Raw genomic sequence first — 12,759 nt, 5'->3', positions numbered from 1 at the left:
ATGACAAGAAACAGGCTATATCTATTATTAGCTTTTGGATTGTTGGCCGGATATGGCTGGATTATATGGTTTTCATCCCATAGTACCCTAAATCACACCTACCCTGCCTGTCTTTTTAAAAGCGTAACGGGTATAGCCTGTCCTTCTTGTGGTTCTACACGCTCAGTGGTATTAGTATCACAGGGAAATATTACTGATGCCATTTTACTTAACCCTATTGGCCCTTTTATGGCTGTCATTATGCTGATAGCTCCTTTTTGGCTGTTTTATGATACCATCTTTAAAAAAGACAGCCTATATAAAAGTTACAGGACATCTGAAAATATCATTAAAACTAAATGGGTCGCTATTACCCTTATTATTTTACTACTTTTAAACTGGTTATGGAATATACAGAAGGGATTATAAAAGAGAATTCAGCAAATGAGCGCACGCCGTTTATTCATCCTTATGAATATGAACAGGCAGGTAATAGTTATTTAATGGCTGTAGTTGCGGTAATAGCAGGCCTGCCATTACCTATAATAAACCTCATTGCAACCGTAGGCTATTATATGGCTCAACGGAAATCATCTTACTTTGTACGCTGGCATTGCATACAGGCAGGCTTAGGGCAAATTGCACTTGTTCCTTTTAACAGCATAGCACTGGCATGGACATTAGGTATTTTATTTGGAGGTAGAGGTATTTTAGGCCTAACAGATATACCAAGAAGATATTATAGTCATAATGCTTTACCATTTGATGATTATTCCGGTGTCACTCTTTACTACTGGCTATATATTGCTTTTATAATTATTCTGAATATATCAGAATTCATTGTGGTTATAGCCACAGCTTCAAAAGTAAAGAAAGGGCATAATGTGCGCTGGTTTGGCATAGCAGCAATAGCCGATAAAATTTGCAGTAAAGAAGACCGTAACCCGTATAAAATATAACTATGAAACTTGTTTTTGCCTCAAATAATAAAAACAAAATACAGGAAATAAAACATCAGCTACCAAAGGATATTGAGCTTTTAAGCCTTGAAGATATCGGCTGCTTTGAAGAAATACCTGAAACTGCCGATACTATTGAAGGCAATGCTATTATTAAGGCCAATTATGTAACTGAAAAATACGGCTTTAATTGTTTTGCAGATGACACCGGACTTGAAGTTACTGCTTTAAACGGTGAACCGGGAGTATATTCAGCGCGTTATGCCGGAGAACAGAAAAGTACGGAGGATAATATGAAAAAGTTACTTAAAGCTCTTAAAGACAGCTCAAACCGCGAAGCCAGATTTAAAACCGTTATAGCTTTAAACCTTAAAGGAGAGCAACATTTGTTTACAGGTATAGTAAATGGGACAATAACTACTCAAAAAGCAGGAAATGAAGGTTTTGGTTATGATCCTGTATTTAAACCGGAAGGTTTAGACCTCACTTTTGCGCAAATTTCTCTCACCCAAAAGGCAGAGCTTAGCCATCGTGGCCGTGCTGTAAGCAAGCTTATAGATTTTTTAAAAAGTTAACTTTCTGATTTTCAAATATATTTATTAAAATAAAACTACAAATACTGTTAGTTTATCTCGCTAATTAACAGTACCTTTGCACCTATTTTTAAAAGTATATATGAATAAATTTGAACAATTAGGATTGAATGAATCGCTTCTGAAGGCGATAACCGATCTAGGATTTGAGAATCCGTCAGAAGTGCAGGAGAAAGCGATTCCCCTATTATTGGAAAAAGATACAGATATAGTAGCGTTAGCCCAGACGGGCACAGGGAAAACCGCTGCTTTTGGTTTTCCGCTTATCCAGAAAATAGATCCTGAGAACAGGAACACACAGGCGTTGATTTTATCGCCAACCCGTGAGCTTTGCTTACAAATTACAAACGAAATTAAGCTTTACTCTAAATACATTAAAGGTATACATACTGTTGCCGTTTACGGTGGAGCAAGTATTACTGAACAGGCAAGAGAAATAAAACGTGGTGCACAAATTATTGTTGCAACACCGGGAAGAATGCAGGACATGATAAACCGTGGCCTTGTAAATGTTTCAAAAATAGATTATTGTATTCTTGACGAGGCGGATGAGATGCTTAACATGGGTTTTTATGATGATATCGTAAATATCTTATCTACATCGCCGGACGAAAAGAGCACATGGCTTTTCTCTGCTACTATGCCTCAGGAGGTTGCAAGAATAGCAAAAGAATTCATGAGAAAGCCACTTGAAATTACAGTTGGCCATAAAAACTCAGGTTCTTCTACAGTTTCTCACGAGTTTTACCTTGTAAATGCACGTGATCGTTACGAAGCACTTAAACGTTTAGCAGATGCTAACCCGGACATTTTCTCTGTTGTATTTTGCCGTACAAAAAGAGACACTCAGGCAGTTGCAGAAAAGCTTATTGAAGACGGATACAATGCAGCAGCACTTCACGGAGACCTTTCTCAGGCGCAGCGTGACTCTGTAATGAAATCGTTCCGTAACAGGCAGATACAAATGCTTGTTGCTACCGATGTAGCTGCAAGGGGTATTGACGTAGATAACGTAACTCACGTGGTTAACTACCAGTTGCCAGATGAAATAGAAACCTATAACCACCGAAGCGGGCGTACAGGCCGTGCGGGTAAATTAGGTACATCTATAGTTATCATCACAAAAAGTGAATTACGTAAAATATCAGCTATTGAAAGAATCATCAAACAGAAGTTTGAAGAAAAAACAATCCCTTCAGGTATGGAGATCTGTGAAATTCAGCTTTTCCATTTAGCTAACAGAATTAAAGATGTAGAAGTAGATCATGAAATAGACTCTTATCTTCCTGCTATTTATGAAGTAATGAAAGATCTTTCTAAAGAAGAGCTTATCAAGAAAATGGTATCGGTAGAGTTTAACAGGTTTATAAACTACTATAAGAAAAACAGGGATCTTTCTTCTCAATCGGCTGGTGACAGACGTGAAAGCTCTCCAAGAATTAACGATGGCGGCGCAGTACGTTACTTTATCAATATCGGGTCAAGAGACAATTATGACTGGATGAGTCTTAAAGATTTCTTACGTGATACGCTTGGACTTGGCCGTGATGACGTGTTTAAAGTTGACGTAAAAGAAGGTTTCTCTTTCTTTAATACAGATGCTGAACATAGCGAAAAAGTATTAGATATTCTTAACAGCTTCCAGATGGATGGCCGCAGGATTAATGTAGAGATATCTAAAAATGACGGCAGAGACAATAGCGGACGCAGAGACCACAACAACAGAGGCGGCGGTGGCTTTAGAGGAAACTCTGACCGTGGCGGAAGAGGTGGAGAAAGAAGAAGCGAATCATCATTTGGTGGCGGAAGAAGCGGTGCAAGAAGTGCCGGATCTGCCGGGCGCCCGCCAAGAAGAGGCGATTCTAACCGTGATTCATCGGCTTCAAGAGAAAGAAGACCCAGAAGAAGCTAAAAATTATTTTATATAATTTTATACTAACTACAAAATATCCCGTTTGTTTATTACTTTTACAACACATAAACAGTCAATGAGATATTTTGTAGTTTTTTTATTTGCTTTACTTTCCTTAAACTCATTTGCACAGGGTACCAATACAAACCCTGAAAAAGTGTCGGGTATAATTTTAAACGAGGCAACACTTCAGCCCGTTGCAGGAGTAAGCATTATTAATATTAACCGCGTAAAAGGTACGGTTACCGACAGCCGTGGAAATTTTACTATTGAAGCTGTAGCCAATGACACACTTCATGTATCGCTGGTAGGTTATCAGCCTATAAAAGTCCGCGTATCCAGTGACTGGATAAAATTCAAAAATGTTACAAAAATCAACCTGACTGAGAAAGCTTATACCCTTGAGGAAGTAATTATAAGCAAATACAATCTTACAGGTTATCTGCAAATAGACTCTAAACTTGCACCTGTAAGAGAAAATTACCGTTATAGTATTTCAGGCCTGCCACAGGGTTATGAAAGTGGCGAAAATTCGCCCAATGCATTTAAGAAGATCATAAGCTCAATGTTTAATCCGGCCGATTTGCTTCATAATATATTTGGTAAAAAACCTGCAGAAATGCGAAGGCTTAAGGAAATGAAAAAAGATGACAGCGTTCGTAATGCCCTGGCCGAAAAATATGACCGCGAAACACTTGCCGCATTGCTTGGTGTAAGCAAAGATGATATTGCCGATATTTTAGAAAGATGCAACTACTCTGAAGATTTTATAAAAAACTCTAACGACCTGCAGATAATGGATGCCATATCAGGGTGTTATGAAGAGTACAAAGCACTTAACAGAAAATAAAGCTTTTATACCGTTTCAAGATAACGCTGTGTAATAAAATCAATATCTTTTATAGATTTTCTTGCCCAGTCAATACGTTTTTCAAGTATTTCTTCCTCAGTAAGCTGCCATTTAATATCAGAGTTTCGTAACCTACTGCTAAGATGTTGTATAATTATTGCTGCAGATGACGACACATTAATACTTTCTGTAAACCCAAACATGGGTATTTTAAGAAATCCGTCCGCCTGGCTGAGTACTTCTTCTGAAAGCCCCAGCCTTTCAGTACCAAAAAATAATGCCGCCGGTTGTGTTATATCAAAATCTTCGAGAAAGCATGAGTTTTCATGGGGTGAAGTGGCAATAATACGATAACCTTTACTTTTTAAATCTTTTATACACGCATCTGTAGTACTATACCTGTTAACATCTACCCATTTCTGGGCGCCCATAGCAATCTCTTTATCAATTTTTTTACCGTACTTCTCCTCAATCACATTCATTTCCTGAATACCGAAAATCTCACAGCTGCGCATTACCGCACTCGCGTTATGTAATTGGTACACATCTTCCATTGCTACTGTAAAATGTTTTGTACGGCGGGAAAGTATATCTATAAATTTATCTCTTCTGCTTTCTGTTATTATTGTTTCCAGATAAGTAAGATAATTTATGTCTGATGCATTTTTCATTGCGTAAGAGTTGCCTTTAGAATTTTTTACTATATTAGATGTGCCAAACTAACTTTAAAACCGAATGACACAGGAAGAATTACTAGAGCAAATCTACAAAAAAGACAGCAATGCATTTACCACGCTGTATGACATGTATTCTAAAAGCCTATACGGCGTTATTTACAACCTTCTGAAAAACAAAGAAGAAGCCGAAGATGTTTTACAGGAAGTTTTTGTAAAAATCTGGAAAAACATTGATTCCTATAATGATACTAAAGGCCGGTTTTTTACCTGGATACTTAATATATCCCGAAACGCTGCTATAGACAGGCTTCGCTCTAAAGATCATAATAAAAATTTAAAAAACCTCTCCGTTGATAATTTCGTACATATTCTTGACCACAATGCAACGGTAGTCAATAAGATAGACGCCATAGGTATTCGTGAGTTCATTAAGAAGTTAAAACCAACCTGCGTGCGCATTATTGAACTCTTATTCTTTAAAGGCTATACTCAACAGGAAGCCTCTGAAGAATTAGCTATGCCATTAGGTACGGTAAAAACACAAAACAGAAATTGCATTAAAGATTTAAGAACGATATTAGAGGTATAATGGAAGAGTATATAGAATCAGGAATTTTAGAGCTTTATATCTTTGGAGTACTTACCGAAGAAGAAAATAAAGCAGTACAGGAAATGGCCAGCCGGCATCCGGAAGTACAGGCCGAAATACTATCAATAGAAAAAGCTATTGTAAACCTGTCTTACAGCGTGTCTCCACACCTGTCTCCGGAAGTATATAACAGAATACGCCAGGAGCTTATAGATAAGCATTCGGGCGTTGTACAGATGCAGCCGCGCAGAAGCAGTACTACGTCTTATATTGGATGGGCAGCTGCAGTTATTTTAATGTTTGGTTTAGGCATACAGTATTATAAATACAACGAGGCAACTCAGGAAGTACAGTCTGCATCAGTGCAAAGGGATAAATACCAGCAGATGCTTGCCAGTGTTACTAAAGAAAATACACAAAACGAAAAAGCACTTAGCATAGTTCGTGAAAAAAGCAACACAGTTGTTACGCTTGAAGGGCAACAGGCAGCACCAAATGCATTTGCTAAAGTGTATGTTAATGACGATAAAAACCAGATATATGTAGATATTGCCGGACTGCCAAAAGCACCGGAAGGCAAAGTATACCAGGTTTGGGCATTAATGCTAAATCCTATCACACCAACAAGCATAGGTGTGCTTGACAAAAACAAAGTTGCAGACAGCAAAGGTATTATAGCGGTTGATAATTTTGAAGGAGCCCAGGCTTTTGGTATCACACTTGAGCCGGAAGGCGGAAGCCCTTCTCCTACTATGGAACAATTATATACTTTAGGAAAAGTATAAGCAATACATGAAGAAGAAACTTGTCATACTCTCCGGTGCCGGGATGAGTGCCGAAAGCGGCATTAAAACTTTTCGCGACGCCGGAGGATTATGGGAAGGACATGATGTTATGGAAGTAGCATCGCCTGAAGGGTGGCGTAAAAACCAGGCGCTTGTGCTGGATTTTTACAATAAACGCCGCCAGCAGCTTTTTGAAGTACACCCTAATCGCGGACATATAGTTGCTGCCGAACTTGAAAAAGACTTTGATGTACACATCATAACCCAAAACGTAGATGACCTGCATGAACGCGCCGGAAGTACCAACGTTTTACACCTGCACGGCGAATTACTTAAAGCCCGCAGTATTCACAACGAATTTGATATTATAGACTGGAAAACCGATATTAATATTGGCGACCTGCATACTGATGGCTATCAGCTACGCCCGCATATAGTTTGGTTTGGCGAAGCTGTTCCGGCAATTGCCGATGCTATAGATATTGTTGAAGAAGCCGATTATATTATTATAGTGGGTACATCTATGCAGGTATATCCTGCGGCTGGGCTGGTAGAATATGCAAAACCAGATACTCCTATATTTTATATTGATCCCAATCCGGGGAAAATACCAATCATGCATTACCACATTGAAAATATACCCATGACAGCAAGTGAGGGTATGGCGGTTGTAAGAGAGAGATTGAAAACGCTATAATTTTATAGTTAACAATCCTTTTCATTATTCCCCTCAAAATTCTTACCTTCGCGGCTTCTAATTTTGACACTTAAAAACAATGCAAAATTTATCTGAACTGAATGCCATATCGCCTATTGATGGTAGATACAGAAACAAAACAGCTCCATTGGCAGCTTATTTCTCTGAAGAAGCCCTTATAAAATACCGCGTGCTTGTGGAAATTGAGTACTTTATTGCACTTTGCGAACTGCCTTTACCTCAGCTTGCAGGTGTAGATAAAAATACTTTCGGTGCACTTCGTGACCTTTACCAAAACTTTTCAACCGAAGATGCACTTCAGATAAAAGAAATTGAGAAAACAACAAACCATGACGTTAAAGCTGTAGAATATTTTATAAAAGCAGGTTTTGACAAATTGGGCCTTGAGGCTTACAAAGAATTTATTCACTTTGGACTTACGTCTCAGGATATTAATAATACTGCAATACCGCTTTCTACAAAAGAAGCTTTTGAAAATGTATACCTGCCATCGATTATTGCTGTTATAGCCAAGCTAAAAGAGCTTAGCGTAGAATGGAAAGATATATCAATGCTTGCCCGCACTCATGGGCAACCTGCCTCTCCTACCCGTTTAGGAAAAGAAATTCTGGTATTTGTAGAACGCCTTGAAGAACAGCTTCGTTTACTTTTCAATGTGCCTTTTGCAGCTAAATTTGGTGGCGCTACGGGTAATTTTAATGCGCATTTTGTAGCTTACCCAAAAAATGACTGGAGAAAATTTGGTGCCGATTTTGTTGAAGGGACTCTTGGGCTTAAACACTCGTTCCCTACTACGCAAATTGAACATTATGACCATTTTGCAGCATTTTTTGATGCCCTTAAACGCATCAACACCATACTTATAGATCTTGATAGGGATATATGGACATACGTGTCTATGGATTACTTTAAACAGAAAATTAAAGCTGGGGAAATAGGCTCATCGGCAATGCCACATAAAGTTAACCCTATTGACTTTGAAAACTCTGAAGGCAATCTGGGCATAGCAAACGCTATTTTTGAGCATCTTTCCGCTAAACTGCCAATATCAAGATTACAGCGTGACCTTACAGACAGTACTGTACTTAGAAACATAGGTGTACCAATGGGACACACAATAATATCTTTTGAAGCAACATTAAAAGGCCTTAATAAGCTATTGCTTAATGAAGAAAAGTTTGCTGAAGATCTTGAGAAGAACTGGGCTGTTGTTGCAGAAGCTATTCAGACTATACTTCGTAGGGAAGGATATCCAAATCCTTATGAAGCTCTTAAAGACCTTACAAGAACAAATACTGTTATAAATAAACAAGCTATTCATACATTTATAAGCAACCTGAATGTAAATGATGATATAAAAGCTGAGCTAATGCAGATAACTCCTGCAAACTATTTAGGCATATAACCATAAATGTTAAAGCCTGTTTAAATTTTACTGAAACACCTGTATAAAGCCCTATATTTAGGGCTAACAAGAAAATCTTGAAGGATTATATTTGTTATATTGCAATATTACCTTAAAGACTAAAAACAACGTTTCACACAAATTTAAACAGGCTTTTCTATGCCCAATAAAATCCTGATATTATTTGCACATCCTTTATTCGAAAAATCGAATGCTAATAGTGCATTGGTAAGTCATATACCCGACTCGCCAAATATTACTTTTCACGACCTTTATCAGGAATATCCGGAATTCGATATTGATATGAAACGGGAGCAGGAATTATTAATGCTTCACGATATAATTATATGGCATCATCCAATGTATTGGTATAGCTGCCCTCCTCTTTTAAAGCAATGGATAGATATTGTTTTAGAGCACGGATGGGCATATGGTAAAGAAGGCTTTGCCTTAAAAGGAAAACTGTTATTACAAGCAATAACTACTGGTGGACGAAAAGAAAACTACAGCCCTACCGGACGCGATTTTTTCACGATTCCGCAATTACTGGAACCCTTCTGCCAAACGGCAAAAGTATGTAATATGACATACCTTCCGCCCTTCGTAATACACGGTACACATTCTATGAATGAAGATGGTTATCAGAAATATGCAAAGTTATACGGGCAGGTGCTGGAATATTTGGAAAACAAACCTTTTGACCCAAAAGAACTTACAGGTTTTCATTACTTTAATGACTGGTTTAAAACTCAATTAGGATAAAATTATGCAGGAAAGCTTTTTCTTTCAGGCCATTATATACCTTACTGCTGCTGTGGTATGTGTGCCTATTGCCAAAAAAATAGGTTTAAGCTCTATATTGGGCTATCTATTTGCCGGAATTATAATTGGCCCATATGTATTGGGTTTAATCGGACAGGAAGGAGAAGATATTATGCACTTCGCTGAATTTGGTGTTGTTATGATGCTTTTCCTTATCGGTCTCGAACTTGAGCCTCATAAATTTTGGCGTATGCGCCGCTTTATTATCGGTATGGGCACTATGCAGGTTGTGGGTACGGCTGCAGTGCTTTTTATTGCGTGTTCGTTCGTGTTACGTTGGGAATGGCGCACTACACTTGTAATCTCCCTTGCTCTTACATTATCTTCTACAGCTATTGTAATGCAGACATTAAAGGAAAAGGGACTCAGCAAAACATCAATGGGGCGTTCATCGTTTGCAGTATTGCTTTTTCAGGATATAGCCGTAATACCAATAATGGCCATTCTGCCATTGCTTGCCGATGGAAGCATTGTTACAGAACAGACAGACAAGTCGTTAATATCAGACCTACAGAGTTGGTTACAAACACTAATAGTATTGGGAACTATTGGCGTGGTATATTTAGGAGGACGCTACCTTATAGTACCCTTATTGCATATAATAGCAAAAACAAGGCTTCAGGAACTCTTCACTGCTTCAGCGCTGCTACTGGTTGTGGGAGTTTCTTTCATGATGCAGATTGTAGGATTAAGCCCGGCTTTAGGGGCATTTTTGGCAGGAATGGTATTAGCCAATAGCGAGTTTAAACACGAGCTCGAGGGAGATATAGCTCCTTTTAAAGGTCTGCTCTTAGGATTATTTTTTATTGGTGTAGGTGCGTCTATTAACTTTAGACTTATAATAGCCGATCCGGCATTTATAATAATATTCACCACCATTTTTAACACTATAAAATTCTTTGTTCTTCTGGCTATCGGGAAATTCTATAAAAAAAGCCAGGATCAGAATATACTTTTTTCATTTGCATTAAGCCAGGCAGGAGAATTTGGGTTTGTAATTCTTGGTTTTGCACTACAGCTTAACCTTATGCCTGTTGAACTGTCTAACCAAATGATGGCGGTTATTGCAATAAGCATGCTTGGCACACCATTTTTATTACTTATAAATGAAAAATGGATAGATCCTTTCTTTGGGGTTAAAGAAAACCCTTCTAAAAAGAATTTTGACAATATTGATGAGCAAAACGATGTAATTATTGCAGGGTTTGGCAACTTTGGGAGTACTATAGTGCGCCTTTTAAAAACAAACGGTATATCGGCAACTGTACTTGACATGGACTCTGACAGGGTAGATTCGCTCAGAAAAATGGGGTTCAAGGTATATTATGGCGATGCGTCACGGCTAGAACTATTAAAAGCAGCAGGCTGTGAGAATGCCAAGCTCTTTATTGCTGCAATAGACAACCCGAGAGTAAACCTTGATGTGGTTGAGATGATAAAAAAGCATTTTCCTGATCTCAAAGTACTTGCACGTGCCAGAAACCGCAGTGATGCTTTTGAATTGGTCGATATGGGCGTAAAAGACTTTTACAGGGAAAATATGTACAGTGCCGTTCACTTAGGTGTTGATGCACTTGTAGAAATGGGCCACAGGCGTTATACAGCTACGCGACAGGGACAGCGATTTATAAAATATGATGAACAGTCTATATTCAGGCTTGCAGAAAAGCGTCATGATAAAAAAGCTTTCCTTATGTCTGCTATGGAAGAAATTCAAATGCAGGAACAATTGTTACGTAATGACCTTTATGCACAACTTGGTGCTAATGACCATGCCTGGGAAAGTACCGCTCTAAGAAAAGAGCGCCAGGAAGAAAATAACGCAACAACAGATTAAACAAAAAAAAGCATAAGACCGAAGCTATTAAACTTCTTTCTTATGCCTTTTTCATTTATTATACTATCTTATGATTTATCTTGAATAGTTAGGAGCCTCTTTTGTAATGGTTACATTATGAGGATGGCTTTCGGCAATTCCGCTTGATGTAAGACGAACAAAACGGCTTGATTCCTGTAGTGTAGGTATATCTTTAGCACCACAGTATCCCATACCTGCACGAAGACCTCCAATGAACTGAAGCATGCTTTCAAAAAGCTCTCCTTTGTAAGGTACACGACCAACAATACCTTCCGGAACTAGTTTTTTAACATCATCCTCTACATCCTGGAAGTAACGGTCTTTAGAACCTTCTTTCATAGCCTCTACAGAACCCATACCACGGTATGATTTGAATTTCCTTCCTTCAAATATAATAGTCTCACCAGGAGATTCTTTAGTACCTGCAAGCAGTGAGCCTAACATTACACAGTCGGCTCCGGCAGCAAGTGCTTTAGGAATATCACCTGTATAACGAATACCACCATCTGCAATTACAGGAACACCTGTACCTTTAAGAGCAGCAGCTACTTCAAGAACTGCTGAGAATTGTGGGAAACCAACCCCTGCAACTACACGTGTAGTACATATAGAACCTGGTCCGATACCTACTTTCACAGCATCAGCACCATTTTCAGCAAGGTAAAGTGCCGCTTCAGGAGTTGCAATGTTACCTACTACTACATCCAGTTCAGGGAATTTAGCTTTTACCTCTTTTAGTACAGTTACCACACCTTTGGTATGTCCGTGAGCTGTATCAATAATAACAGCATCTACGCCTGCATTTACAAGCGCTTCTGCACGTTGAACTGCATCGGCAGTAACTCCAAGAGCAGCAGCAACACGAAGCCTTCCGAATTTATCTTTATTAGCTATTGGTTTCTGGGTAAGTTTAGTTATATCCCTGAAAGTAATAAGCCCAACCAGTTTGTAATCGTTGTTTACAACAGGTAGTTTTTCAATTTTATTTTTTTGAAGAATGCCTTCAGCAACCTGTAGCGTAGTACCTTCGGCGGCAGTTACCAAATTTTCGGTAGTCATTACTTCAAGAATAGAACGGCTGTTTTCTTTTTCGAACCTAAGGTCACGATTAGTAACAATACCTTTAAGAGTACCGTCTGCATCCACTACCGGAATACCGCCAATGCTATACTCACGCATTACATTTTTAGCATCGCCTACATTAGCCGTAAGTGGAAGCGTTACAGGATCGATAATCATACCCGACTCAGCCCTTTTAACTTTACGAACCTCAGCTGCCTGCTGATCGATCGTCATGTTTTTATGTAAAACCCCTATACCGCCTTCGCGTGCCATAGCGATAGCCATTGCACTTTCGGTAACAGTATCCATAGCGGCAGATACAATAGGAACGTTTAGCGTTATGTTTCTTGAGAATTTAGACTGAATGCTAACTTCGCGAGGTAATATTTCAGAGTAGTTAGGTACTAGCAGAACATCATCGTAAGTAAGACCTTCGCCGATGATTTTATTTGTATGTGCTTTCATGCTGCAATTTGTAGTTAAATTGCGTGCAAATATAACACTTTTTTAGGAATTGTAAAATAGATAAGACCATAAAATATTTTTATGA

Annotated in this window: 13 protein-coding genes; 11 read left to right on the top strand and 2 right to left on the bottom strand. The window is 38.6% G+C overall.

Annotated elements, in window-relative coordinates:
- The 5 genes from NHE85_RS12155 (at position 1) to NHE85_RS12135 (ending at position 4,293) form a co-directional block, all read left to right on the top strand.
- Entirely contained in the window at positions 1–408 is a 408-nt protein-coding gene (locus tag NHE85_RS12155; protein WP_252812299.1) for a DUF2752 domain-containing protein, read from the top strand.
- Entirely contained in the window at positions 384–938 is a 555-nt protein-coding gene (locus NHE85_RS12150; protein WP_252812298.1) for a hypothetical protein, read from the top strand. The genes NHE85_RS12155 and NHE85_RS12150 overlap by 25 nt, the downstream gene beginning before the upstream one ends.
- 2 nt (positions 939–940) lie before the next feature.
- Positions 941–1,513 (top strand): non-canonical purine NTP diphosphatase, encoded by a 573-nt coding sequence (locus NHE85_RS12145; protein ID WP_252812297.1) that lies wholly within the window; start codon positions 941–943, stop codon positions 1,511–1,513.
- Between the two features lie 100 nt (positions 1,514–1,613).
- On the top strand, positions 1,614–3,443 hold the full coding sequence (locus NHE85_RS12140; RefSeq protein ID WP_252812296.1) for a DEAD/DEAH box helicase: 1,830 nt from the start codon (positions 1,614–1,616) through the stop codon (positions 3,441–3,443).
- 76 nt (positions 3,444–3,519) lie between these two features.
- On the top strand, positions 3,520–4,293 hold the full coding sequence (locus NHE85_RS12135; protein WP_252812295.1) for a carboxypeptidase-like regulatory domain-containing protein: 774 nt from the start codon (positions 3,520–3,522) through the stop codon (positions 4,291–4,293).
- Between the two features lie 5 nt (positions 4,294–4,298).
- Here the strand turns inward: NHE85_RS12135 and NHE85_RS12130 are convergent, their stop codons facing one another.
- Positions 4,299–4,964, bottom strand: coding sequence for an RNA methyltransferase (locus NHE85_RS12130; RefSeq protein WP_252812294.1), 666 nt, complete (start codon positions 4,962–4,964; stop codon positions 4,299–4,301).
- A gap of 64 nt (positions 4,965–5,028) precedes the next feature.
- Between NHE85_RS12130 and NHE85_RS12125 the strand changes: the two genes are divergently transcribed.
- From NHE85_RS12125 to NHE85_RS12100, 6 genes are all read left to right on the top strand, one after another.
- Entirely contained in the window at positions 5,029–5,559 is a 531-nt protein-coding gene (locus NHE85_RS12125; protein ID WP_252812293.1) for an RNA polymerase sigma factor, read from the top strand.
- The gene (locus NHE85_RS12120) at positions 5,559–6,344 is read left to right on the top strand and encodes an anti-sigma factor domain-containing protein (protein WP_252812292.1); all 786 of its coding nucleotides are present in this window, start codon (positions 5,559–5,561) and stop codon (positions 6,342–6,344) included. The genes NHE85_RS12125 and NHE85_RS12120 overlap by 1 nt, the downstream gene beginning before the upstream one ends.
- A gap of 7 nt (positions 6,345–6,351) precedes the next feature.
- Positions 6,352–7,041, top strand: a complete 690-nt coding sequence (locus NHE85_RS12115; RefSeq protein WP_252812291.1) for an NAD-dependent deacylase — start codon at positions 6,352–6,354, stop codon at positions 7,039–7,041.
- A 79-nt stretch (positions 7,042–7,120) separates the two neighbouring features.
- The gene (gene purB / locus NHE85_RS12110) at positions 7,121–8,467 is read left to right on the top strand and encodes an adenylosuccinate lyase (RefSeq protein WP_252812290.1); all 1,347 of its coding nucleotides are present in this window, start codon (positions 7,121–7,123) and stop codon (positions 8,465–8,467) included.
- A gap of 159 nt (positions 8,468–8,626) precedes the next feature.
- Positions 8,627–9,229 (top strand): NAD(P)H-dependent oxidoreductase, encoded by a 603-nt coding sequence (locus tag NHE85_RS12105; protein WP_252812289.1) that lies wholly within the window; start codon positions 8,627–8,629, stop codon positions 9,227–9,229.
- 4 nt (positions 9,230–9,233) lie between these two features.
- Positions 9,234–11,126 carry a monovalent cation:proton antiporter-2 (CPA2) family protein gene (locus tag NHE85_RS12100; protein ID WP_252812288.1) on the top strand — a complete coding sequence of 631 codons (1,893 nt, stop codon included), beginning with the start codon at positions 9,234–9,236 and terminating at the stop codon, positions 11,124–11,126.
- 75 nt (positions 11,127–11,201) lie between these two features.
- Here the strand turns inward: NHE85_RS12100 and guaB are convergent, their stop codons facing one another.
- Positions 11,202–12,674 (bottom strand): IMP dehydrogenase, encoded by a 1,473-nt coding sequence (gene guaB, locus NHE85_RS12095; protein WP_252812287.1) that lies wholly within the window; start codon positions 12,672–12,674, stop codon positions 11,202–11,204.
- Positions 12,675–12,759: the final 85 nt, after the last annotated feature.

This window comes from Flavobacterium sp. NRK1 (assembly GCF_024054175.1).
Lineage (GTDB): Bacteria > Bacteroidota > Bacteroidia > Flavobacteriales > Flavobacteriaceae > Flavobacterium.
The sequence above is the reverse complement of the archived record's forward strand: the minus strand, read 5'-3'. Positions and strand labels throughout refer to the sequence as shown.

Excerpts from the sequence above, each read along its gene's own strand:
- NHE85_RS12145 (WP_252812297.1), top strand. The coding sequence starts at position 941 with ATGAAACTTGTTTTTGCCTCAAATAATAAAAACAAAATACAGGAAATA.
- NHE85_RS12150 (WP_252812298.1), top strand. The coding sequence starts at position 384 with ATGGAATATACAGAAGGGATTATAAAAGAGAATTCAGCAAATGAGCGC.
- NHE85_RS12140 (WP_252812296.1), top strand. The coding sequence starts at position 1,614 with ATGAATAAATTTGAACAATTAGGATTGAATGAATCGCTTCTGAAGGCG.
- NHE85_RS12155 (WP_252812299.1), top strand. The coding sequence starts at position 1 with ATGACAAGAAACAGGCTATATCTATTATTAGCTTTTGGATTGTTGGCC.
- guaB (WP_252812287.1), bottom strand. The coding sequence starts at position 12,674 with ATGAAAGCACATACAAATAAAATCATCGGCGAAGGTCTTACTTACGAT.
- NHE85_RS12135 (WP_252812295.1), top strand. The coding sequence starts at position 3,520 with ATGAGATATTTTGTAGTTTTTTTATTTGCTTTACTTTCCTTAAACTCA.
- NHE85_RS12115 (WP_252812291.1), top strand. The coding sequence starts at position 6,352 with ATGAAGAAGAAACTTGTCATACTCTCCGGTGCCGGGATGAGTGCCGAA.
- NHE85_RS12105 (WP_252812289.1), top strand. The coding sequence starts at position 8,627 with ATGCCCAATAAAATCCTGATATTATTTGCACATCCTTTATTCGAAAAA.
- NHE85_RS12130 (WP_252812294.1), bottom strand. The coding sequence starts at position 4,964 with ATGAAAAATGCATCAGACATAAATTATCTTACTTATCTGGAAACAATA.
- NHE85_RS12100 (WP_252812288.1), top strand. The coding sequence starts at position 9,234 with ATGCAGGAAAGCTTTTTCTTTCAGGCCATTATATACCTTACTGCTGCT.
- NHE85_RS12125 (WP_252812293.1), top strand. The coding sequence starts at position 5,029 with ATGACACAGGAAGAATTACTAGAGCAAATCTACAAAAAAGACAGCAAT.
- NHE85_RS12120 (WP_252812292.1), top strand. The coding sequence starts at position 5,559 with ATGGAAGAGTATATAGAATCAGGAATTTTAGAGCTTTATATCTTTGGA.
- purB (WP_252812290.1), top strand. The coding sequence starts at position 7,121 with ATGCAAAATTTATCTGAACTGAATGCCATATCGCCTATTGATGGTAGA.